The sequence below is a fragment of the Microbacterium sp. RURRCA19A genome, assembly GCF_900156455.1.
Classification (GTDB): domain Bacteria; phylum Actinomycetota; class Actinomycetes; order Actinomycetales; family Microbacteriaceae; genus Microbacterium.
Window position 1 is genome coordinate 468,400 of the sequence record NZ_FTNQ01000001.1, and the last position, 22,074, is coordinate 490,473.

Genomic DNA, 22,074 nt, shown 5'->3' on the forward strand with positions numbered 1-22,074 from the left:
GCCGATCAGCCGCCCCGTCCGCGCTTCGCGCACTGCGGCCGAACGCCTCGTCCTCCTACTCGTCGCCGCTCGTGCGCTGCCGGATGCGCCGCGTCGACGGGCGCACCGGATCGGACCCGTCGGGGGCCGGCTCGGCATCCACCGTGTCATCCAGACGCTCGCGCAGTTTGGCGGACTGCTCGGCGGGCGAGACCGGAATGCGGGAGTGCCCGGAGCCGTCTGCGTCCACGCGCCGCAAGTACCAGCTGAGGGGAAGCTCTCGGGTTCCGAACCAGCCGCGTCGGGAGCGGACGATCGTGAATCCCTGATCCCGCAACGACGACGCGTGCTCGTGCGTCAGTGCGGTCGGTGGAACACGCACCCATCCGCGGCGGAAATCGTAAGCGTGGGTCGCGATGTGGTGGCGAGACATGCGGACCTCCTCACCTCGAAGAATCGCATGTCGGTCGCAAGAGGCTCATGCACGACGTGTTCCATTCGTGTGAACAATGCTCAACGTTTCATATGAACGCAGCGATGATTCCCGAGACGCAAGCCGGAACCCCGAGGATTCCGATCGCAGTAGCGTGAAGGCATGACCGTCCCCGACACCTCCTGGCGAGAGATCGCGTCCTCCCCGTTCGTCTCGCTCGCCACATTCCGCCGCGACGGCACCGCGGTCGCCACCCCCGTATGGATCGCCCGCGACGGCGACGAACTCGTCGTGACGACCGAACGGAAGACCGGGAAGGTCAAGCGCGTGCGCAACGACGATCGCGTGACATTGCGTCCGTGCTCGCGGATGGGGAAGATCGAACCGGATGCCATCACCGTGCACGCCCGGGCACGGATCGGCGGCCCGAGCGCGGACGATCGTCGGGCAGAGGTCGCGCTGCGACGCAAGTACGGGTGGCAGTTCCGCGCCATCATCGGGTTCGAGGCGTTCCTGCGCCGCGTGCAGCGTCGGCCCGGCGATCGGGTCATCCTGCGGATCTCCCGCGCCGACTGATATCCGCGCCGAAAAGCGCATAGACGTAAACCGCCCGCACCGCAACCGGGTTTGCGTTTCCCGGGGATTCACGAGAGGTTGCACGCAAGAGCGGTGGCATCCCCCTCCATCCGCGTTCGTCATTTCTCGCCAGGAATGCGCGGCCACCGGGGTGCTCCCCGGGAGGCTTCCATGGGCAAATTCATCTACGACGGCAACATCAAAGTGGATTTCGAGGACCGTCTCCTCGCGCATCTGCAGGCGGTGATCATGGCGAAGGTGCGGCGGGGGGAGAGCTTCCCGTTCACGTGGAAGGACGACATCAGCATCGGCGGCGGCCGGACCACGGTGTACATCCACCCGAACGTGTCGATGGTGTTCAAGTACCACGGCAGCCGCAACCCGCAGCTCAGCAGCACGTGGCTGCACGCTCTGACCTACAACGCCAACTCGGGACGTGGCCTCTATGTCATCCCCGAGCCGGACGACGCCGCCGTGCGCGAACAGCCGCCCCGCGAGGAGATGGTGTTCCGCGAGGTGCCCAACGATCAGTCGCCGCTGGCCGCCCGGTCGTGAGGCGCTGAGGCTCAGAGCGCCAACGGCAGCACGGCGAGCACCAGGATCAGCGGAGCGATCACCGCACCCAGCAGGATGAACCGACTCCACCGCACCTCGATGCCGGCCGCGACCAGACGGTCGTGCCACAGCAGCGTCGCCAGCGACGCCCACGGCGTCACGATCGGTCCGGCGTTGACCCCGATGAGGAGAGCCGCGAGGCGCGCCGGAGAGCCGGCGACCGACTCCATCGCGAGGTACGCCGGGAGATTGTTGATCCCGTTCGCCGCCAGGGCACCGGCACCCGCGACCTGCCACAGCGACACCAGGTCGTCGCCGGAGCCGGCCAGCACCGACGTCACACGGCCGATGCCCACGGCTTCCAGAGCGCCGACGGCGAGGAACAGCCCGCCCGCGAACACCAGCAACGACCACGGCACCAGACGGATGCCGAGAGCCCGCGGCGCGCGCAGGGCGAACGCGACCACGAGCACGACGGCGGCCGCGAGGGCCGGCATCCACGGATCCAGCCCGATCACGAGCAGCGGCAGCAACGCCACCGTGACGACGGCGGACACGCGCAGCAGCACGGGATCCGCGACGGCGGGGGAGGCGGCATCCGGGTAGGTCGTCGGCAGTTTCCGCAGGAACACCGCCGTCAGCACCGCCACGGACACCGCGATGGCGATCAGCGCGGACGGCCCCAGCAGCGCCAGGAACGCCACCGGGTCGTGTCCGCCGAGCGCGTCGGATGCCAACAGGTTCGTGAGGTTCGACACGGGCAGCACGAGCGAGGCGGTGTTCGCCAGCACCACCGTCACGAACGCGAACGGCAGCGGATCGAGCCTGCGGGCGACCGCCATGGCCACGACGACGGGGGTCAGCAGCACCGCGGTCGTGTCGAGCGACAGGAACGCCGTGGCGACCGTCGCGAGTGCCACGACCAGGACCCACAGCCAGACCGTGCGTCCCCGTGCGATCCGGGCGAGGCGGGCGGCGACCACATCAAACAGTCCGGCCTTGGATGCCAGCTCCGCCACGATCGTGACGGCCACCACGAACAACAGGATTGGCCAGACGCGGTCGGCGACGGCGAGGGCCTGGTCGGCGGGGAAGATACCGACGAGGAGCGCGATGATGCCGAGGATCCACAGCACGCCGCCGATGATGGCCAGAGTCACCGCTCCACTATGCGGCACTCCACGTGCCGTCGAGGCCACGCCCGGCGGGTAGCCTGGAATCGACCCATCCAGGAGACCGCCTTGACTGATGCCGCCCTGCCGTCGGAGCAGAACCTTCCCGCCGACGGCTTCGCCCTCTTCCCCGACCGTTCGGTCGTCGCCCTGCGCGTGAACGGTGAGCTGAAAGACCTCGCGACGACCGTGCACCCGCACGACGAGATCGAACCGGTCATGATCGACAGCCCCGAGGGTCTGTCGATCCTGCGGCACTCGACCGCGCACGTGCTCGCGCAGGCCGTGCAGCGCGTCAAGCCGCAGGCGAACCTCGGCATCGGACCGCCCGTCACCGACGGCTTCTACTACGACTTCCAGGTCGACGAGCCCTTCACCCCCGATGACCTGAAGGTCATCAAGAAGGAGATGGAGCGGATCGTCCGCGAGAACCAGCGCTTCGTGCGCCGCGTGGTCACCGACGACGAGGCCCGCGCCGAGCTCGCCGACGAGCCGTTCAAGCTCGAACTCATCGGCCTCAAGGGCGGGTCCGCCGAGGCCGCCGAGGGCGCGTCCGTCGAGGTCGGCGCCGGTGAGCTGACGATCTACGACAACGTCACCCGCGACGGCGAGACCGCGTGGAAAGACCTCTGCCGCGGACCCCACGTCCCCGGCACCCGCCTCATCGGCAACGGCTGGGACCTGACGCGCATCGCCGGCGCCTACTGGCGCGGGAGCGAGAAGAACCCGCAGCTGCAGCGCATCTACGGCACCGCGTGGGCGACCAAGGACGACCTGCGCGCCTACCAGCACCGACTGGAGGAGGCCGCCAAGCGCGACCACCGCAAGCTCGGAAAGGAGCTGGATCTCTTCTCGTTCCCCGACGAGATCGGCCCGGGCCTGAGCGTCTTCCACCCCAAGGGTGGAATCATCCGGTACGAGATCGAGCGCTACATGCGCGAGCGACTGCTCGCCAGCGGCTACCAGGTCGTGAACACGCCGCACATCACCAAGGGCGACCTGTTCATCACGAGCGGTCACCTGCAGTGGTACGCGGACGGCATGTACCCCCCGATGGTGCTCGACGAGGTCGTGGATGCCGACGGGCACGTGTCGCGCGAGGGCCAGGAGTACTACCTGAAGCCCATGAACTGCCCGTTCCACAACCTGATCTTCCGCTCGCGCGGGCGCAGCTACCGCGAGCTGCCCCTGCGCCTCAGCGAGTTCGGGTCGGTCTACCGCTACGAGAAGAGCGGCACGCTCGCGGGCCTGACCCGCGTGCGCGGCATGACCCAGGACGACACGCACATCTACGTCACCGCCGACCAGGTCAAGGGCGAGCTCACCCACAGCCTCGACTTCGTGCTGCAGACGCTCCGCGACTACGGCCTCCACGACTTCTACCTCGAGCTGTCGACGAAGGAGGAGGGCAACCCCAAGTTCATCGGCGACGACACGCTGTGGACCGAGGCGACGGAGACCCTCCGCGAAGTGGCCGAGGCCTCGGGCCTCGAGCTCGTGCCCGACCCGGGTGGCGCGGCGTTCTACGGTCCGAAGATCTCGGTGCAGGCGCGCGACGCGATCGGCCGGACGTGGCAGATGTCGACCATCCAGCTCGACTTCAACCAGCCCGAGCGCTTCGAACTCGAGTACACCGGCCCCGACGGCGAGAAGCACCGCCCGGTGATGATCCACCGCGCGCTCTTCGGTTCGGTGGAGCGCTTCTTCGCGATCCTGCTCGAGCACTACGCCGGGGCGTTCCCGGTGTGGCTCTCCCCGGTGCAGGTCGTGGCCGTGCCGGTCGCCGCCGAGTACGGCGAGTACCTCGACGGCATCGTCGCGGAACTCCGCACCCGCGGCGTGCGTGCCGAGGTCGACCACAGCGATGACCGCATGCAGAAGAAGATCCGCACGCACACCACTCAGAAGGTGCCGCTGCAGCTCATCGCCGGCGAGGCCGACCGTGCCGGGGGCACCGTGTCGTTCCGTTTCCGCGACGGCACGCAGCTCAACGGCATCCCGGTCGACGAAGCCGTCGCGCGCATCACCGGCGCGATCGCGACCCGTGCGCTCGTCGACACCGCCGAGGATCTGGCGTGACGACAGAACAGGATGCCTCCGTCGGCGGCGATGTCGAGATCATCGCCGCCGCGGAGCTCCCGGGGGTGCCGGACGAGTTCCAGCGCCTGTGGACCCCGCACCGCATGGCCTACATCCAGGCCGGGCGCGAGCCCATGGAGCAGAACTGCCCGTTCTGCGCTGCGCCGGGGAAGTCCGACGAGGACGGCTTGATCGTCGCGCGAGGGAAGACCGCCTACGTGCTGCTGAACCTGTTCCCGTACAACTCCGGGCACCTCCTCGTGTGCCCGTACCGCCACATCGCGACCTACGACCAGGCGACCGACGAAGAGGTCGCCGAGATCGGCGCGCTGACCCAGCGGGGGATGCGCGTGCTGCGCGCGGTGTCACGCTGCGACGGATTCAACCTCGGCATGAACCAGGGCGCGATCGCTGGCGCCGGCGTCGACGCGCACCTGCACCAGCACATCGTTCCGCGGTGGGCATCGGATGCCAATTTCTTCCCGATCATCGCGAAGACCAAGGCGCTGCCGCAGCTGCTGGGCGACGTGCGTCGCACTGTGGCCGAGGCCTGGAACGCCTGACGCCGCGCTTCACTTGCCCCAGATCGTCGGCAGCTTCGAGCTACACCGACGATGTGGGGGCAAACGAACCGCTCGTGCGGCCGGCCTCCGCGTGCCTCAGCGCACCTGCCGGACGGCGAACTGCAGGCGCGGGTGCGCGTACGCTTCCTGCGACTCGATGAGCAGCAGCTCGCGCGACCCCGCCGCGTAGGTGTTCGACAGCAGGTCGAAGACGCTGGACGCCGTGCGCGCGAGGGCGTCGGCGGCATCCCCGGTTCGGCGGTAGTGCGCGGTGAAGAGGGCCGCGGTGACGTCGCCCGAGCCGTTGGCCTTCATCGGGATGAGGGGCGTCTGCACGATCCACGCGCCGGCGTCGTCGACGACCATCATCTCGATGGTGTCGGGCTCGCGGTCGGGTCGCTCGACACTCGTCACGAGCACCGTGCGCGGACCACGCGCGCGCACAAGGTCGGCGGACTCCAGTGTCGACTCGATGCTCCCGGGCTCGGTGCCCGTGAGGAACCCGAGCTCGAATTGGTTCGGCGTGAGGATGTCGGCCACCGGCACCACGCGCTCGCGCAGGAGCTCGGGGATGGCCGGCGCCACGAAACACCCCGACTTGGCGTTGCCCATGACCGGGTCGCAGGCGTAGACGGCATCCGGATTCGCCTTCTTCACCCGAGCGACGGCGTCGATGATGACGTCGGCGATGCCCTCGCCGCCCTGGTAGCCGGACAGGATCACGTCGATCTCGCCGAAGACGCCGCGCTCCTCGATGCCCGTGATGACGTCGGCGACGTCGGCCGGGGAGATGAGCGGACCGCGCCAGGCGCCGTACCCGGTGTGGTTCGAGAAGTTGACCGTGTACACCGGCAGCACCTCGACGCCGATGCGCTGCAGCGGGAAGACGGCGGCGGAGTTCCCGACGTGACCGTGGGCGACGGCGGACTGGATCGACAGGACCTTCATGCCTCGATCCTCCCACCTCGGACGGAGGGTCGGAGCGCGGCCACGGCCGTGGCGAGGTCGTCGGCGAGCGCGCTCGCCTCGACATCGTCGAGCTGGTGGACGGTGAGCCGCAGGTAGTCGCCGGCCGCGTCGGAGGAGAGGAAGAAATGGTCCCCGTCGCGCACGAGCCAGCCGCGACGCATCAGGTCTTCCCGCACGCGGGCCGCCGCGACCGGCAGCGGAACCCACAGGTTGAGTCCGTCGCCGACGGCGACCGGCAGCCCGCGCGCCGCGAGCCCGGCGGCGAAGACGGCGTTGCGCTCGGCGTAGTGCACGGCGGCGCGCTCGATGTCGGCGCGCACGTCGGGGTCGGTCACCAGGGACAGTGTCAGACGCTGCAGGATGTGGCTCACCCACGTCGTGCCCGGCGTGAGACGCAGCGCCAGCCGTTCGGCGGTCTCCTCATCGGATGCCACGACCGCGAGGCACATGTCGGGCCCGAGGAACTTCGACACCGACCGGATCCGGGCCCAGCGCTGCTGCGGACGTCCGATGATCGACTGCAGGGGGGCGCGGGAGAGCAGCGAGAAGTGGTCGTCCTCGATGACGAGGACGTACGGGTGGTCGGCGAGGACCGCGCGCAACTGCGCCGCGCGCTCCGTCGTGAGGCTCGCCCCGGTGGGGTTGTGGGCGCGCGGCGTGCAGATGACCGCGCGCACTCCGTCGGCGAGCGCCGCCCGCAGCCCCTCGACCGTCATGCCCTCGGCATCCACCGCCACCGGCACCGCCCGGTATCCGCCCTGGCGCACCGTGTGCAGCGCCGAGAGGAAGCAGGGATCTTCCAGGGCCACCGCGTCATCGCGCTGCAGCGCCTGCGCGAGCAGCCGCTCGATGGCGTCGCTCGCCCCGCTGGTGACGGTGATGCGCGGGGCGGGGTCGGGGAGTTCGTCGGCCATCCATGCGCGCGCCCAGGCTTCGAGCCCGGGATCGACGACCGGTTCCCCGTACAGCACGGGTCGACCCGAGCGGGCGAGGGCGGCGGCGGGATCGGGGATCAGCGTGGGGTCGGGGTTTCCCGTGCCGACGTCGCGGAGCACGGTTCCGGCCGCGTATCCCTCCTGCGCGACCGGGGCGTGACCGGCGACGCGGGTGCCGCCGCGGCCACGGGCGATCACGAGCCCGGCCTGCGCGAGAAGCCGGTAGGCCGCGACGACGGTGTTGCGGTTGACGCCGAGGTCGACCGCGAGGGTGCGGACCGGGGGGAGCGCGTCGCCCGGCTGGAGCTGTCCGCGCTCGATGCGTTCGCGGAGCCCTGCGGCGATCTCGGATGCCGAGCGCCCGGTGATGTCGACGTCCATGCGCCCCCTCTCGCTTCCTCCAGCCTATGTCCTGCGTCGTGCTACGGTTTGGCCTAAGCCAAACGAAGCGCCCCGAAGCGCGAAGGGAATCGACAATGACCGAGACCGGAACCTCCCGCGTCAAGCGCGGACTCGCCGAGATGCTCAAGGGCGGCGTCATCATGGACGTCGTCACCGCCGAGCAGGCCCGTATCGCCGAGGACGCCGGCGCCGTCGCCGTCATGGCGCTCGAGCGCGTCCCCGCCGACATCCGCGCACAGGGCGGCGTGGCGCGCATGAGCGACCCCGACCTGATCGACGACATCATCGCGAGCGTCTCGATCCCGGTGATGGCCAAGGCCCGCATCGGACACTTCGTCGAGGCGCAGATCCTCCAGGAGCTCGGCGTCGACTACATCGACGAGTCCGAGGTGCTCTCGCCCGCCGACTACGTGAACCACATCGACAAGTGGAACTTCGACGTTCCGTTCGTCTGCGGCGCCACGAACCTCGGTGAGGCGCTGCGCCGGATCACCGAGGGGGCGGCGATGATCCGCTCGAAGGGCGAGGCCGGCACCGGCGACGTCTCCGAGGCGACCAAGCACATCCGCACCATCACGGGCGAGATCAACGCCCTGCGCGCCAAGACCAAGGACGAGCTGTACGTCGCCGCCAAGGAGCTCCAGGCGCCGTACGAGCTCGTCGCCGAGATCGCCGAGACCGGAAAGCTCCCCGTCGTGCTCTTCACCGCCGGGGGCGTGGCCACCCCCGCCGACGCCGCCATGATGATGCAGCTCGGCGCCGACGGCGTCTTCGTCGGCTCGGGCATCTTCAAGTCGGGCAACCCCGCCCAGCGCGCCGCCGCGATCGTGAAGGCCACCACCTTCCACGACGACCCGAAGATCGTCGCCGAGGCCTCGCGCGGTCTCGGCGAGGCGATGGTGGGCATCAACGTCGCCGACCTCCCCGCGCCGCACCGCCTGGCCGAGCGTGGCTGGTAGGAGCCCCCGCGTCGGCGTCCTCGCCCTCCAGGGCGATGTCCGCGAGCACCTCCGCGTGCTCGCGGACCTGGGCGCCGACGCCCGGCCCGTCCGGCGCGCGGCGGAGCTCGCCGAGGTCGACGGACTCGTCCTCCCCGGCGGCGAGTCGAGCGTCATCGACAAGCTGGCGCGCGCCTTCGGTCTCTTCGACCCGATCCGGGCGGCCGTCGCCGACGGCCTGCCCGTGCTCGGCACGTGCGCGGGCCTGATCCTCCTCGCCGATCGCATCGACGGAGCGATCGAGGGCCAGCGCACCTTCGGAGGTCTCGACGTCCGCGTGCAGCGCAACGCCTTCGGCTCGCAGACGCAGTCGTTCGAGACCGACCTCGCCGTCCCCGTCCTGGGCGATCCACCGGTCCACGCCGTGTTCATCCGCGCACCCGTGGTGACGGAGACCGGACCGGATGCCACCCCCCTCGCGGCTCTGTCCGACGGCCGTGTCGTCGCGGTGGAGCAGGGTGCACTCCTCGGCCTCGCGTTCCACCCCGAATCCACCGGCGAGACGCGTTTCCACGCGCGGTTCCTCGATCGCGTCCACAGTCGCACCGGGGGACGGGCGCCCGCGCTCTAGACTGGAACCCATGTCCGGACACTCCAAATGGGCCACGACCAAGCACAAGAAGGCGGTCGTCGACGCCCGCCGCGCCAAGTCGTGGGCCAAGCTCATCAAGAACATCGAGGTCGCCGCCAAGCTCGGTGGAGCGGACCTCCAGGGCAACCCGACCCTCTTCGACGCGGTCCTGAAGGCCAAGAAGACCTCGGTCCCCAAAGACAACATCGACCGCGCGATCAAGCGCGGGGCGGGCATCGGCGGCGAAGCGGTCGAGTACCTCTCGATCATGTACGAGGGCTACGGCCCCAACGGCGTGGCATTCCTCATCGAGTGTCTGACCGACAACAAGAACCGCGCCGCGGCCGAGGTGCGCACCGCGCTGAGCCGTAACGGCGGCACGCTCGCCGATCCCGGCAGCGTCGCCTACAACTTCAGCCGTAAAGGCGTCATCGTGGTGCCCTCCGAGGGCACCACCGAGGACGACGTCATGCTCGCCGCCCTCGAGGCCGGCGCCGAGGAGGTCGAACCGCACGGTGAGGGCTTCGGCATCATCACCGAGGCGAGCGACCTGGTCGCCGTCCGCTCCGCGCTGCAAGAGGCCGGCATCGAGTATGACTCCGCCGACGTGGAGTTCGTGCCCTCGCTGAAGATCGAGGTCGACGCCGACACCGCCCGCAAGGTCTTCCGTCTCATCGACGCGCTCGAGGACAGCGACGACGTGCAGAACGTCTACACCAACTTCGACCTCACCGCCGAGGTGCAGGCCGAACTCGAGAACGACGAGTAAGGGCGCGCCCTGCCGCACTCCACGACCCCTGCGCCTAGCGTGGGGGTCGTGTCTCGTTCTCTGCGCGTTCTCGGAATCGACCCCGGGCTGACGCGCTGCGGCATCGGGGTGGTCGACGTCTCGCCCGACCGCACGGCATCCCTCGTCCACGTCGGGGTGGCCCGGTCGGCCGTCACCGACCCGATCGAGAAGCGCCTCGCGGCGATCGCGGCGGGGATCCGCGCGGTCCTCGAGGCGCATGACCCGCAGGTCGTCGCCGTCGAGCGGGTGTTCGCGCAGAACAACCGCCACTCGGTGATGGGCACCGCCCAGGCCAGCGGCATCGCGCTGCTGCTCGCCGCCGAGCACGGCATCCCCGCGGCCACACACACGCCCAGCGAGGTGAAGGCCGCCATCACCGGCTACGGCTCCGCCGACAAGCTGCAGGTGCAGACGATGGTCGCGCGGGTGCTCCGGCTCGACGCGCTGCCGCAGCCCGCCGACGCCGCCGACGCCCTCGCGATCGCCCTGTGTCACGCCTGGCGCGGGGGAGCGGCGACAGCGGCGACCGGGGGCGCGCTGACGCCCGCGCAGAAGGCGTGGCGGGATGCCGAGAAGCGTCAGTCGCCCACGGGCATGCGTGTCGCTCGAACAAAGGTCCGAACCGGCGCGTAGGCTCGTCGCATGATCTCTTCGCTGCAGGGTGTCGCCGCGCACATCGGCGACGACACGCTCGTCGTGGTCGTCGGGGGAGTGGGGCTGTCGGTGGCGGTGACGCCCCAGGTCGCGCGCACGACCCACGTCGGCGACCAGGTGCACCTGCACACGCACCTCGTCGTGCGCGAAGACGCCCTGTCGCTGTTCGGCTTCGAGTCGCGCGAAGAGCTCGTGGTGTTCACGCAGCTCATCGGTGTCACCGGCGTCGGCCCGAAGTCCGCGATGGGGGTGCTGTCGTCGCTGACGGTGCCCCAGATCGCGCAGGCGGTCGCCGATGACGACGACGCCCCCTTCAAACGCGTGTCGGGCATCGGGCCGAAGACCGCGAAGCTCATCGTCGTGCAGCTGGCCGGCAAGCTCGCCGTGCCCGCGGCGCAGGCACCGGTCGCGGTCGCGCCGCACGGGCAGGTGCCGCTGCAGGTGACGCAGGCCCTCATCGGTCTGGGCTGGAGCGAGCGCGTCGCGGCCGAGGCCGTGGCATCCGTCGCCGAGAACGCCGCCGACGCCGACCGCGCGTCCGTGCAGTCGCTGCTCCGGCTCACGCTCGCGCTGCTGGGACCCGCGCGGAAGGAGCCCGTCGGTGGCTGACGTCGTGCGCGACGCCGGCTCGCCCGACGACGAGACCGAACTCGCGATCGAGGGGGCACTGCGCCCGACATCCTTGAGCGAGTTCGTCGGCCAGCAGAAGGTCCGCGGACAGCTGCAGCTCCTCCTCGACGCAGCCCGGATCCAGCAGCGCTCGCCCGACCACATCCTGTTGTCCGGCCCGCCGGGCCTCGGCAAGACGACCCTCGCGATGATCGTCGCGCACGAGAGCGGTCGTCCCCTGCGCCTCTCCAGCGGTCCGGCGATCCAGCACGCGGGCGATCTCGCGGCCCTGCTGTCATCGTTGACGCCAGGAGAAGTGCTCTTCATCGACGAGATCCACCGCATGGCGCGCTCCGCCGAAGAGATGCTCTACCTCGCCATGGAAGACTTCCGCATCGACATCATGGTCGGGAAGGGCGCCGGCGCCACGAGCATCCCCCTCGACCTCGCGCCTTTCACCCTGGTGGGCGCGACCACGCGTGCCGGGCTCCTCCCCAACCCGTTGCGCGACCGCTTCGGCTTCACCGCCCACCTCGAGTACTACGAGCCGGAAGAACTCGAGCAGGTCGTCTCGCGCTCGGCATCCATGCTCGATGTCGGACTCCCCGGCACCGCCCGCACCGAGATCGCCCGCCGGTCGCGCGGCACGCCGAGAATCGCCAACCGCCTCCTCCGTCGCGTGCGCGACTACCTCGTCGTGCACGGGCCCTCGACGGGGACGGATGCCGGCGACGCCGACGTCCGCACGGTCGACGCCGCCCTCGACCTGTACGACGTGGATGCCATCGGCCTCGACCGGCTCGATCGCGCCGTTCTCGACGCCCTCGTCCGACGCTTCCGCGGCGGACCCGTCGGCCTCAGCACGCTCGCGGTCGCCGTCGGCGAAGAACCCGAGACGATCGAGTCGGTCGTCGAGCCGTATCTCGTGCGGATCGGGTTCATGGGACGCACACCGCGCGGCCGCGTCGCCACGCCCGAGGCCTACGATCACCTCGGCGCTCCCCACCCCGACGGCCTGCTCCGGTTCAGTCAAGGGGGATGACCTATACTCGGCGAGGGATTCCCCGCCCCCACAGGCAGTGCCGCCCGGCGCGCCTGAATCGAAAGGTGCACCGCCTCCATGGATTTCGCGAGCTTCTTCGCCAACTACGGCCTGATCATTCTTCTGATCGGCCTGCTGGTCTTCATGTTCTACAGCTCGCGTCGCCGCATGCAGAAGCAGAAGCTCGAGCAGGAAGAGAAGGCACGCCAGACGGTTCCGGGATCCGAAGTGCTGCTGCAGGGCGGTCTCTACGGCACCATCGTCGAGTACGACGGTGAAGACCTCGACAAGCCCGCGCAGGTGGAGATCGCCCCGGGTGTCGTCATCAAGGTCCACAGCCAGGCGGTCCTCCGTGTCGTGAACCCCGCCGAGGGCTTCGTGACCGAGGACGAGCTGATCGAGGCCGAGGAGTCGCAGGCCGAGTACGTCGCCGGCGTCGCCGACGGCGACATCACCTCGCTCAGCGACGACCACCGCGCCCGTGAGGCCCAGGCCGAGCGCGACGACAAGGATCGTCCGCAGGCCTGACGCCTCTCCACACCTTTTCCGTTCACCGCCGCACAGAAAGCCGACTCCGTGGCGCCCTCGACTCCCGTCCGCCATGCCTGGCGCGTGCTGACCGGACTGCTCGCCATCACCGGCGTGCTGTTCGGCATCAACGCGCTCGGCGTGTACGCGTTCCAGGCCAGCTCCTGGACCCCCGACCTCGCCCTCGACCTCCAGGGCGGCACGCAGATCATCCTGGCCGCGCAGACGACCGACGGGGCGAACCCCGACGCCGACCAGCTGGCTCAGGCCGTGACGATCATCCGTCAGCGTGTCGACGCCTCGGGTGTCGGCGAAGCCGACGTGGCCACCGAAGGCGGCCGAAACATCGTCGTGCAGATCCCGGGCCAGGCGGATGACGCGACGCGTCAGCGCATCCAGAGCTCGGCGCAGCTGCAGTTGCGGGCGGTGCTGTTCACCGGCTCGCCGGCGACCTCCTTCGTCGGACAGGACGGCCAGAACACGCCGTACCCGACGCCCGACCCGTCGCTCCCGGCCACGCCCACCGCGTCGCCGACCAACGGCAGCGACACCTCGTGGATCACCCCCGCTCTGCAGGCGCAGTTCCTCGCGTACGACTGCGCGAACCCGGCGAACAACCCGGCGCAGGCCCCCGCGGATCAGCCGCTCATCACCTGCAGCGACGACGGCTCCGTGAAGTACATCCTCGGCCCCGTCGAACTCGACGGCACCGACATCAGCAACGCCACGAACGGCCAGGAGCAGAACACCGGCCAGTGGGCCGTGAACCTCGTCTTCAACGACAAGGGCACCGACACCTTCGGCAAGATCAGCCAGCGCCTGTACGGTGCGCAGCCGCCGCTGAACCAGTTCGCGTTCGTGCTGGACGGGTCCGTGCTCTCCGCACCGTCGATGAACGGCATCATCGTCGACGGACGCCCGAGCATCACGGGCAGCTTCACCCAGGAGTCATCGAAGGCCCTCGCCGACCAGCTCAAGTACGGTGCCCTGCCGCTGAGCTTCACCGTCGTCAGCTCGGACACGGTCTCCGCGACCCTCGGTTCGCAGCAGCTGCAGGTCGGCTTCATCGCCGGTCTCATCGGCCTGGGCCTCGTCGCGATCTACTCGCTGATCGTCTATCGAGCGCTCGGGACCGTGATCATCGCGTCGCTCGGCGTGATGGCGGTGCTGACGTACGTGACGCTCTGCATCCTGGCGTGGCGGATGGGCTTCCGACTGTCGCTCGCCGGCGTCGCGGGTCTGATCGTCACGATCGGGTTCACCGCGGACTCGTTCATCGTCTACTTCGAACGCATCCGTGACGAGTTGCGCGACGGCAAGTCGATCACGGCCGCCGTCGAGGACGGATGGTCGCGCGCCAAGCGCACGATCTACATCTCGAAGTCGATCAACATCCTCGCCGCCGTCGTGCTCTACATCCTCGCGGATGCCACGGTGAAGGGCTTCGCGTTCACGCTCGGCCTCACGACCGCGATCGACATCCTCATCTTCATCCTCTTCACCCACCCGGTGATGCAGCTGCTGGCGCGCACGCGGTTCTTCGGCTCGGGCCACCCGCTCTCGGGCATGGACCCCGAGGCCCTCGGCGCCGTCTACCGCGGTCGTGCACAGTTCCGTGCCCCCGCTCCCGCCGTCTCCGGCCGGGCGAACCGCTCGCGCGGGGAGGCCCAGCGCCGCCAGACCATCGCGGAACGCAAGCGCGCAGAGCTCGCGGCCGCACAGGGCAATAGCCGCTCCACGAAGGAGGGAGACGACTGATGCGCTCCATGTCGCAGCTCGGTAACGACCTCTACTCCGGGAAGACGTCCTTCCCGTTCGTGCAGCGTCGTCGCCTGTGGTTCATCATCGCCGCGGTGCTCGTGATCGGCGCGGCCCTCGTCCCGCTGTTCCGCCCGATCCAGTTCTCGATCGAATTCACCGGTGGGTCGCAGTTCACCGTCTCGAACCCCGCGTCGTTCGACCAGTCCATCGCGACCGACGCCGTGGCATCCGTCGTCCCCGGCACGACGACGCGCGTGACCACGATCAGCGGTCAGGCCGTGCGCGTGCAGACCGACCAGCTCGACGACGCCCAGACCCAGGCGGTCTCGGAGGCGCTCGCCCAGGGGTACGGCGTTCCGACGAGCGAGATCACGAACTCGTTCATCGGCCCGACCTGGGGCGCCGACGTCACCCGCCAGTCGCTGTGGGGTCTGTCGATCTTCCTCGCGCTGACCTTCGTCATCCTCGCGCTGTACTTCCGCACGTGGAAGATGTCGGTCGCCGCGATCATCGGCCTGGTCGACGTGCTCGTCATCACCGTCGGCATCTACGCCGTCTTCGGCTTCGAGATCTCGCCCGCCGCCGTCATCGGGTTCCTCACGATCCTGTCGTACGCCCTGTACGACACCACGGTCGTGTTCGACAAGGTACGGGAGAACACCCGGCAGGACGGCGAGATCTCGGGGCGCACGTTCGCCGAGTCGGTGAACCTCGCGGCCAACCAGACGCTCATCCGCTCGATCAACACCACCGTGGTGGCGATCCTCCCGGTCGGTGCGATCCTCTTCATCGGCGTGCCGCTCGGCGCCCGCACGCTGAGCGACATCTCGCTGTCGATCTTCGTCGGCACGATCGTCGCGGCCTACTCCACACTGTTCGTGGCGGTCCCGCTGTACGCGCTCCTGCGCGAGCGCGAGGCCCCGATCAAGCAGCGGGACAGCCGGGTCGTGTCCGCGCGCGAGAAGGCCGGTGTCCCCGCCTGACGGCGGGCACCGGCCCCGCGCGGCGTAGGATGGGAAGACTGATCGCAGCGCCCGGGGGAGGGGATCGATGACCGAGACCACGTCCCCCGCGCCGCCGCCGTCGTCGCTGCGACGACTGGTTCCGCGCATCTTCTCGCGCGCCGCGCGGCGCGACGACGTCGACAAGCTGCTGCGCACGGTCCGCACGCATCACCCCAAGGGCGACCTCGGCATCATCGAGCGCGCCTACGCCGTGGCCGACAAGGCCCACGAGGGGCAGAAGCGCCAGAGCGGTGAGCCGTACATCACGCACCCGCTCGCGGTCGCGCAGATCCTTGCCGAACTCGGCCTCGGCCCCAAGGCGATCGCGGCGGCGCTGCTGCACGACACGGTCGAAGACACCGGGTACCCGCTCGACGAGCTCGCCGCCGACTTCGGCGACGAGGTCGCGATGCTCGTCGACGGCGTGACCAAGCTCGACAAGGTCAAGTACGGCGAGAGCGCGCAGGCCGAAACCGTCCGCAAGATGATCGTGGCGATGTCCCGCGACATCCGCGTCCTGCTCATCAAGCTCGCCGACCGCCTGCACAACGCCCGCACCTGGGGTTTCGTGCCGCCGCACAAGGCGGCGAAGAAGGCCACCGAGACGCTCGAGATCTACGCGCCGCTGGCCCACCGACTCGGCATCCAGGCGATCAAGAGCGAGCTCGAAGACCTGTCCTTCGCCGTCCTGCACCCCAAGCTCTACGCGGAGATCGAAAGCCTCGTCCGCCAGCGCACGCCGCAGCGCGAACAGTACGTCCAGACGGTGATCGAGAACATCGACGCCGACCTCCGCGAACTCCGCGTCCGCGGCCGTGTCATGGGACGCCCCAAGCAGCTGTACTCCGTGTACCAGAAGATGGTCGTGCGGGGTCGCGAGTTCGACGACATCTACGACCTCATCGGCATCCGGATCCTCGTCGGCACGGTGCGCGACTGCTACGCCGTGCTGGGCGCGATCCACGCGCGGTGGACCCCGCTGCCCGGCCGGTTCAAGGACTACATCGCGACCCCGAAGTTCAACCTGTACCAGTCGCTGCACACGACCGTCATCGGTCCCAGCGGCCGGACGGTCGAGATCCAGATCCGCACGCACGAGATGCACCAGCAGGCGGAGTTCGGCGTCGCCGCGCACTGGAAGTACAAAGAGCGCATGGCCGGCGGGAAGACGGATGCCAAGGCCTCCGACACCGACATGGCCTGGATCGCCCGCATCTCCGACTGGCAGGCCGAGACCGCCGACCCGGGGGAGTTCCTCGACTCACTGCGCTTCGAGATCGGCGCGAAAGAGGTCTACGTCTTCACGCCGAAGGGCCGTGTCATCGGTCTGCCGACGGGCGCGACCCCGGTCGACTTCGCCTACGCGGTGCACACCGAGATCGGTCACCGCACGATGGGCGCCAAGGTCAACGGGCGGCTCGTCCCGCTCGAGACCGAGCTGCAGTCCGGCGACGTCGTCGAGGTGTTCACGTCGAAGAACCCCGATGCGGGGCCGAGCCAGGACTGGCTGGGCTTCGTCAAGAGCACCCGGGCCCGCAACAAGATCCGCGGCTGGTTCACGAAGGAGCGTCGCGAAGAGGCCATCGAGCAGGGTAAGGACTCCATCGCCCGCGCGATGCGCCGCCAGAACCTGCCGTTGCAGCGCCTGATGAACCAGGACTCCTTCACCGAGGTCGCCCGCGGGTTCCACTACGAGGACGTCTCCGCGCTGTACGCCGCGGTCGGCGAGGGCCACGTCTCGACGCAGTCGGTCATCGAGAAGGTCACGGCGCTCGTCAGCGCCGACGACACCTCCACCGGCCCCATCGATCTGCCGCAGGTCGGCCGCAGCCGCGCGCCGCGCGGGGGCGACTCGGGCGTGCTCGTCCGCGGTGCCCCCGACATCCTGGTCAAGCTCGCGAAGTGCTGCACCCCGGTGCCGGGCGACGAGATCGTCGGGTTCGTCACGCGGGGCAGCGGAGTGTCGGTGCACCGCGCGGACTGCACGAACGTGAAGTCGCTGCGGGAAGACCCCGAGCGGTTGATCGACGTCGAGTGGGCGCCGACGACCAAGAGCGTCTTCCTCGTGCAGATCCAGGTCGAGGCGCTCGATCGATCAGGGCTGCTGAGCGACGTCACCCGCGTGCTGAGCGAACACCACGTCAACATCCTGTCGGCCACCGTGTCGACGACGAACGACCGCCTGGCCCTCAGCAAGTTCGTGTTCGAGATGGGCGACACCGTGCACCTCGACCGCGTGCTCAACGCCGTGCGACGCATCGACGCGGTGTACGACGTCTATCGCGTCACCTCGTCCTGACGTCCGCGCGGATCACCGCCGCGCCGTCGTCGCGAGCACCTCGTCGGCGCGGCGCCCATAGGGGAACCGCGGATGCCGGGACAGCCACGCGCGCGCGGACGCGACGAGGGCGGGGTCGGACCCGCCCCAGGCTCGCGCCGCGGCGAGATCGTCGGCATCCGCGGAACGGGCGAGGTCCACGAGGGTACGCTCGGGGCTCGCGACCCGGACGCCGGCGATCACCAGGACGTCGGCGGGCGCGATCCGCACGTCGTGCGTGATGACCCCCGACGCACGTGGAGCACGCGCACGCTCGGCGGACGCTCGCTGAAGGTGGTGCCGGGACGGCTCGAGCTCGACGGCGCCGTGGACCCAGGCCGCAGTCACTCGCACCGCCGCCCATCTGTCACCGATCAGGGGCGCGAGGCTCCGGGCCCGCATCCACGAGGTCTCCACGGCATCGGCGGGCATGAACCCCTCACCGATCGGCGTGAGCAGACCGTCCAGGCAGGCCGCGGTCAGCTCCGCCAGCGACAACCGTTCACCGGGGAAGTACAGAAAGGGAGAGACCATCCCGCCAGTGTGCCGGGATGGTCTCTTCCTGTGGGTCGTGGGGACGCCGAGCTGTGGAGAACGCTCAGCCGCCGAGCGCGCGCAGCCACGTGCGACGCGCCTCGAGGGCTTCGGAGGCCTGGGCCGCAGCGCGCTTGTCGCCCTTGGCCTGGGCGGCGGCGAGTTCGGCCTCGAGCTTCTCGATCGCGTCGGTCAGCTGCCGCGTCATGTCGTTGGCGCGGGCCTTCTGCTCGGGGTCGTTCCGCTTCCACTCGGCGTCTTCGCGGGTGCGCACGCTCTGCTCGATCTTGCGGAGCTCGTCGTCGAGGACGCGCTCCTTGTCGCGGGGGAAGATACGCCCGATCTCGTCCCACTGCCGCTGGATCGCGGTGAGCTTCTGGCGAGCTGTCGCGAGATTCTTCTCGTCGACGATCGGTGCGGCCTCCTCGAGGAGAGCGCGCTTCTGCTCGATCTTCTCCTCGGATGCCTCGGCGTCGGCGGTCTCGCGCTCGATGCGTGCGCCGTACAGCGCGTCGCCCGCGGCCTTGAACCGGGCCCAGAGCGCGTCGTCGACCTTGCGGCCGGCACGGCCGGAGGCCTTCCACTCGTCGAGGAGGTCGCGATAGGCCGGGATGCCGTCCTCGCCACGGGGAGCGAGGGCCTCGGCGCGCTCGACCAGGCGCGTCTTGGCGTCGCGCGCGACCTTGTGGGTCTCGTCGAGCGCGGAGAAGAACTCGCGGCGGTGGCGGTCGACGGTCGCGCGCGCGTCGCGGAAGCGGCGCCACAGCTGCTGGGCGGTCGACTTCGGCAAGCGGGGACCGTTCTGCTGGTGGGCCTGCCACCGGTCGAACAGGTCCGACATGTCGGCGGTCATCTGCTTCCACTGCACCGACTGCGGGTCACGGGCGGCGAGGGCCTCGGCGTGCTCGACGATCTCGGTGCGCTCGCGCACGGCGTCTTCGACGGCTTCCTTGGCCGCGGCCGCTTCGGTCTCGGTCGCCTCGGCCAGCTCGGCGGTCAGGGCGTCCAGACGTTCGAGGAGGGCGGCGAGGTCGCCGACAGCGGCGGCACCGTCGACCTTGGCCCGCACCGTCGCGGCGGTCGAGCGCAGGTCGGAGGCGGATGCGCCGCCGCGGCGGTGACGCACCTCGAGCAGGGTCACCTCGCCGGCGAGGTCGGCGAACTTGCGCGTGAAGTAGGCCAGGGCTTCGTCGGGCGTGCCGTCGGGATACTGCCCCACGACCCGCCATTCGCTGCCTTCGCGCACGGAAACGGTGCCGTCCTCGTCGACGCGGCCCCACGGTTCGACCGGGGCCGCGACGCGCGCACCGGGGCGCGGACCGGGCCGGGGACCGGGTGCGGGGGTGGCCTGGGGCGCGGCGGGCGCCTCAGCGGCGGCCTCCTCGGCGCGAGTCTCCTCGGCGGGGGCATCCTCGGCGGGCGCCTCAGCGGCGGGAGTCTCCTCAGCGGTGGATGCCTCCGCCGAGAGGGCATCCTCGGCGGGGGCCTCCTCAGTGGGGGCGTCGGCGTCGGCGGACGACTCGGTCGGCTCGTCCGCGGCGACCGGAGCGGCCTCCGCGTCGATCGTGGTCTCGTCCGCGGCGGGCGCGGTGGGCTCTTCGACCACGGCGTCGTCGTCGGCGACGGCGGGGGTGGTGTCGGGGGAGTCGGAGGAGGGAACGCAAGTCACGGGAAGCACCTCATCGCGGCAGGGCCGCCTGGGGGAGAAGGACGCTTCGAGCCTAGTACGACGGATGCCGTCGTCACAGGTTCACGGCGTGGACGAGACCTCGGGGTCGGGCAGAACCGGCCCGCTCGGCACCGGGCTCGGCGTGTCGACGACGGTCGGCTCCGGTGCGGGAGCGCCGGGGCCGGCGACGAAGTAGACGGTCTGCAGACCGATCGCGGCGCCGATCACCACGACGCCGACGACGAGCGCGAGGACGTTGTCGCGCGTGCGCCGTCGCCCTTCGCGACGGTGGAGCTCCTGGCGGGCCTGATACGCCCGCGTGCGCTCGCGCTGCTCGCGGCCCTGCCGGTCCTTGCCACCCGTCGCCACATCGACCTCTCTTCACCGCCTGCGGAACGCCCCGATCCTACGCACCTCGCCGATGACGTCACAAAGACGCCCGATCCGGTGTCGGCGGTCGCGATTAGCCTGGATCCGTGACCAGTGCTTCCGCCCTCTTCCAGGGCCAGACACCGCTCGCCGTGCGCATGCGCCCGACGAGCCTCGACGAGGTCGCCGGCCAAGGTCATCTCCTCCGTCCCGGCTCACCGCTGGTCACCCTCGCCGGCGCCGACTCCTCGGCATCCGGATCCGCCGTCTCGGTCATCCTGTGGGGGCCGCCCGGCACGGGCAAGACGACGCTCGCACAGGCGATCGCGCGGTCGTCGGGTCGCCGCTTCGTCGAACTCTCGGCGATCACCGCCGGGGTGAAGGACGTGCGCGAGGTCATGCAGGAGGCCCTCACCCAGCGCGATCTCTACGGACAGTCCACGATCCTGTTCCTCGACGAGATCCACCGCTTCACAAAGGCGCAGCAGGACGCACTGCTGCCGGGCGTCGAGAACGGCTGGGTCGTGCTGATCGCCGCCACCACCGAGAACCCCTCGTTCTCGGTCATCTCGCCCCTGCTGTCGCGGTCGTTGCTGCTCACCCTCCGACCGCTGGGCGACGACGATCTCGGTGCTCTCGTCGACCGGGCCGTGACGGATCCCCGCGGCCTCGACGATCGTGTGGTGCTGAGCGACGACGCCCGCTCATCGCTCGTGCGACTGGCCTCCGGAGACGCGCGCCGCGCGCTCACCGCCCTCGAAGCCGCGGCATCCGTGGCCGCCGACCACGCCACGTCCGGCGCAGACGACGAGGACGCCGACGAAGACGACGCGGATGCCGACGACCCGCGTCCCGTCATCACCGGCGACCACATCTCCCAGGCCGTCGATCGCGCCCTGCTGCGCTACGACCGGCAGGGCGACGAGCACTACGACGTCATCAGCGCGTTCATCAAATCGATCCGCGGATCCGACGCCGACGCCGCGATCCACTACCTCGCGCGCATGATCGAAGCCGGGGAAGACCCCCGGTTCATCGCCCGCCGGCTGGTCGTCTCCGCCGCGGAAGACATCGGTCTCGCCGACCCGCAGGCGCTGCAGATCGCGGTCGCCGCCGCCGACGCCGTCGCCTTCATCGGGATGCCGGAAGGGCGCATCCCGCTCGCCGAAGCCACGGTCTACCTCGCCACGACGGCGAAGTCGAACGCCGCCTACACCGCGATCAACGCCGCGATCGCCGATGTGCGCGCCGGCGGGTTCGGTCGCGTCCCCGTGCACCTGCGCGACGCGCACTACGCCGGGGCGAAGCGGCTCGGGCACGGGAAGGGCTACAAGTACGCGCACGACAGCGACATCGGCATCGTCACGCAGCAATACCTCCCCGACGAACTCCGCGGGAAGCGCTACTACCAGCCGACCTCGCACGGCGCCGAGCGCGACGTCTCCGCCCGGCTCGAGAAGATCCGCCGCATCCTCGACGGCGGGTGAGATCCGCCGTTGTCGGCGAGCCGGGCCCGTCCTGGACCGCGTACGTCGCGACCGCGGTCTGATAGCCTTAGTCGGTTC

22 protein-coding genes are annotated in these 22,074 nt (G+C 70.0%); 15 read left to right on the forward strand and 7 right to left on the reverse strand.

The genetic code is table 11. The features are described 5' to 3' along the window. Window positions 1-55: 55 nt before the first annotated feature. Window positions 56-412, reverse strand: coding sequence for a hypothetical protein (locus tag BW982_RS18090; RefSeq protein WP_076490470.1), 357 nt, complete (start codon window positions 410-412; stop codon window positions 56-58). Window positions 413-574: 162 nt separating this feature from the next. On the opposite strand from BW982_RS18090, the gene BW982_RS02300 reads away from it, so the two are divergent. Next, window positions 575-988, forward strand: coding sequence for a PPOX class F420-dependent oxidoreductase (locus BW982_RS02300; RefSeq protein ID WP_076490471.1), 414 nt, complete (start codon window positions 575-577; stop codon window positions 986-988). 171 nt (window positions 989-1,159) lie between these two features. Further along, window positions 1,160-1,543, forward strand: a complete 384-nt coding sequence (locus BW982_RS02305; RefSeq protein WP_076490472.1) for a DUF7882 family protein — start codon at window positions 1,160-1,162, stop codon at window positions 1,541-1,543. Between the two features lie 11 nt (window positions 1,544-1,554). On the opposite strand, the gene BW982_RS02310 is transcribed toward BW982_RS02305, so the two are convergent. After that, the gene (locus BW982_RS02310; protein WP_139327304.1) at window positions 1,555-2,703 is read right to left on the reverse strand and encodes an SLC13 family permease; all 1,149 of its coding nucleotides are present in this window, start codon (window positions 2,701-2,703) and stop codon (window positions 1,555-1,557) included. Between the two features lie 81 nt (window positions 2,704-2,784). Between BW982_RS02310 and thrS the strand changes: the two genes are divergently transcribed. Together thrS and BW982_RS02320 are read left to right on the forward strand one after the other, a co-directional pair. Further along, window positions 2,785-4,794, forward strand: coding sequence for a threonine--tRNA ligase (gene thrS / locus BW982_RS02315; RefSeq protein ID WP_076490473.1), 2,010 nt, complete (start codon window positions 2,785-2,787; stop codon window positions 4,792-4,794). After that, on the forward strand, window positions 4,791-5,357 hold the full coding sequence (locus BW982_RS02320; protein WP_175611011.1) for an HIT family protein: 567 nt from the start codon (window positions 4,791-4,793) through the stop codon (window positions 5,355-5,357). The genes thrS and BW982_RS02320 overlap by 4 nt, the downstream gene beginning before the upstream one ends. A 96-nt stretch (window positions 5,358-5,453) precedes the next feature. Here the strand turns inward: BW982_RS02320 and pdxY are convergent, their stop codons facing one another. Beyond that, a complete protein-coding gene (gene pdxY / locus BW982_RS02325; RefSeq protein ID WP_076490474.1) occupies window positions 5,454-6,305 on the reverse strand; it encodes a pyridoxal kinase PdxY in 852 nt (283 codons plus the stop codon). Next, on the reverse strand, window positions 6,302-7,642 hold the full coding sequence (locus BW982_RS02330) for an aminotransferase class I/II-fold pyridoxal phosphate-dependent enzyme (RefSeq protein ID WP_076490475.1): 1,341 nt from the start codon (window positions 7,640-7,642) through the stop codon (window positions 6,302-6,304). Before BW982_RS02330 ends, pdxY begins: the two co-directional genes overlap by 4 nt. A gap of 95 nt (window positions 7,643-7,737) precedes the next feature. On the opposite strand from BW982_RS02330, the gene pdxS reads away from it, so the two are divergent. The 10 genes from pdxS (at window position 7,738) to BW982_RS02380 (ending at window position 17,919) form a co-directional block, all read left to right on the forward strand. Continuing rightward, the gene (gene pdxS, locus BW982_RS02335) at window positions 7,738-8,622 is read left to right on the forward strand and encodes a pyridoxal 5'-phosphate synthase lyase subunit PdxS (RefSeq protein ID WP_076490476.1); all 885 of its coding nucleotides are present in this window, start codon (window positions 7,738-7,740) and stop codon (window positions 8,620-8,622) included. Beyond that, window positions 8,612-9,232 (forward strand): pyridoxal 5'-phosphate synthase glutaminase subunit PdxT, encoded by a 621-nt coding sequence (pdxT, locus tag BW982_RS02340; RefSeq protein ID WP_076490477.1) that lies wholly within the window; start codon window positions 8,612-8,614, stop codon window positions 9,230-9,232. The genes pdxS and pdxT overlap by 11 nt, the downstream gene beginning before the upstream one ends. A gap of 10 nt (window positions 9,233-9,242) precedes the next feature. Then, window positions 9,243-10,001, forward strand: a complete 759-nt coding sequence (locus tag BW982_RS02345) for a YebC/PmpR family DNA-binding transcriptional regulator (RefSeq protein ID WP_076490478.1) — start codon at window positions 9,243-9,245, stop codon at window positions 9,999-10,001. Window positions 10,002-10,049: 48 nt separating this feature from the next. Further along, window positions 10,050-10,655: a crossover junction endodeoxyribonuclease RuvC gene (gene ruvC, locus BW982_RS02350; protein WP_076491762.1), complete on the forward strand. Its 606-nt coding sequence runs from the start codon at window positions 10,050-10,052 to the stop codon at window positions 10,653-10,655. A 9-nt stretch (window positions 10,656-10,664) separates the two neighbouring features. Continuing rightward, on the forward strand, window positions 10,665-11,285 hold the full coding sequence (gene ruvA / locus BW982_RS02355) for a Holliday junction branch migration protein RuvA (RefSeq protein WP_076490479.1): 621 nt from the start codon (window positions 10,665-10,667) through the stop codon (window positions 11,283-11,285). Then, entirely contained in the window at window positions 11,278-12,327 is a 1,050-nt protein-coding gene (gene ruvB / locus BW982_RS02360) for a Holliday junction branch migration DNA helicase RuvB (RefSeq protein WP_076490480.1), read from the forward strand. The genes ruvA and ruvB overlap by 8 nt, the downstream gene beginning before the upstream one ends. Before the next feature lie 78 nt (window positions 12,328-12,405). After that, a complete protein-coding gene (gene yajC, locus BW982_RS02365) occupies window positions 12,406-12,855 on the forward strand; it encodes a preprotein translocase subunit YajC (RefSeq protein ID WP_076490481.1) in 450 nt (149 codons plus the stop codon). A 48-nt stretch (window positions 12,856-12,903) separates the two neighbouring features. Beyond that, a complete protein-coding gene (gene secD / locus BW982_RS02370) occupies window positions 12,904-14,613 on the forward strand; it encodes a protein translocase subunit SecD (protein ID WP_076490482.1) in 1,710 nt (569 codons plus the stop codon). Beyond that, on the forward strand, window positions 14,613-15,599 hold the full coding sequence (secF, locus tag BW982_RS02375) for a protein translocase subunit SecF (protein ID WP_076490483.1): 987 nt from the start codon (window positions 14,613-14,615) through the stop codon (window positions 15,597-15,599). Before secD ends, secF begins: the two co-directional genes overlap by 1 nt. A 67-nt stretch (window positions 15,600-15,666) precedes the next feature. Next, on the forward strand, window positions 15,667-17,919 hold the full coding sequence (locus BW982_RS02380) for a RelA/SpoT family protein (protein ID WP_076490484.1): 2,253 nt from the start codon (window positions 15,667-15,669) through the stop codon (window positions 17,917-17,919). A 12-nt stretch (window positions 17,920-17,931) separates the two neighbouring features. Here BW982_RS02380 and BW982_RS02385 read toward each other — a convergent pair whose 3' ends face one another. From BW982_RS02385 to BW982_RS02395, 3 genes are all read right to left on the reverse strand, one after another. After that, the gene (locus tag BW982_RS02385; RefSeq protein ID WP_076490485.1) at window positions 17,932-18,471 is read right to left on the reverse strand and encodes a type IV toxin-antitoxin system AbiEi family antitoxin; all 540 of its coding nucleotides are present in this window, start codon (window positions 18,469-18,471) and stop codon (window positions 17,932-17,934) included. A gap of 64 nt (window positions 18,472-18,535) precedes the next feature. Further along, window positions 18,536-20,140: a DUF349 domain-containing protein gene (locus tag BW982_RS02390; protein WP_368483019.1), complete on the reverse strand. Its 1,605-nt coding sequence runs from the start codon at window positions 20,138-20,140 to the stop codon at window positions 18,536-18,538. A gap of 81 nt (window positions 20,141-20,221) precedes the next feature. Then, window positions 20,222-20,509, reverse strand: coding sequence for a dioxygenase (locus tag BW982_RS02395; protein WP_076490486.1), 288 nt, complete (start codon window positions 20,507-20,509; stop codon window positions 20,222-20,224). Window positions 20,510-20,616: 107 nt separating this feature from the next. On the opposite strand from BW982_RS02395, the gene BW982_RS02400 reads away from it, so the two are divergent. Next, window positions 20,617-21,996 (forward strand): replication-associated recombination protein A, encoded by a 1,380-nt coding sequence (locus tag BW982_RS02400; protein ID WP_083696483.1) that lies wholly within the window; start codon window positions 20,617-20,619, stop codon window positions 21,994-21,996. Window positions 21,997-22,074 lie beyond the last annotated feature (78 nt).

What these genes read in the sequence shown, in the direction of transcription:
- BW982_RS18090 (WP_076490470.1), bottom strand. Translation starts at nt 412, where the DNA reads ATGTCTCGCCACCACATCGCGACCCACGCTTACGATTTCCGCCGCGGA.
- BW982_RS02300 (WP_076490471.1), top strand. Translation starts at nt 575, where the DNA reads ATGACCGTCCCCGACACCTCCTGGCGAGAGATCGCGTCCTCCCCGTTC.
- BW982_RS02305 (WP_076490472.1), top strand. Translation starts at nt 1,160, where the DNA reads ATGGGCAAATTCATCTACGACGGCAACATCAAAGTGGATTTCGAGGAC.
- pdxY (WP_076490474.1), bottom strand. Translation starts at nt 6,305, where the DNA reads ATGAAGGTCCTGTCGATCCAGTCCGCCGTCGCCCACGGTCACGTCGGG.
- BW982_RS02330 (WP_076490475.1), bottom strand. Translation starts at nt 7,642, where the DNA reads ATGGACGTCGACATCACCGGGCGCTCGGCATCCGAGATCGCCGCAGGG.
- pdxS (WP_076490476.1), top strand. Translation starts at nt 7,738, where the DNA reads ATGACCGAGACCGGAACCTCCCGCGTCAAGCGCGGACTCGCCGAGATG.
- BW982_RS02345 (WP_076490478.1), top strand. Translation starts at nt 9,243, where the DNA reads ATGTCCGGACACTCCAAATGGGCCACGACCAAGCACAAGAAGGCGGTC.
- ruvA (WP_076490479.1), top strand. Translation starts at nt 10,665, where the DNA reads ATGATCTCTTCGCTGCAGGGTGTCGCCGCGCACATCGGCGACGACACG.
- yajC (WP_076490481.1), top strand. Translation starts at nt 12,406, where the DNA reads ATGGATTTCGCGAGCTTCTTCGCCAACTACGGCCTGATCATTCTTCTG.
- secF (WP_076490483.1), top strand. Translation starts at nt 14,613, where the DNA reads ATGCGCTCCATGTCGCAGCTCGGTAACGACCTCTACTCCGGGAAGACG.
- BW982_RS02380 (WP_076490484.1), top strand. Translation starts at nt 15,667, where the DNA reads ATGACCGAGACCACGTCCCCCGCGCCGCCGCCGTCGTCGCTGCGACGA.
- BW982_RS02385 (WP_076490485.1), bottom strand. Translation starts at nt 18,471, where the DNA reads ATGGTCTCTCCCTTTCTGTACTTCCCCGGTGAACGGTTGTCGCTGGCG.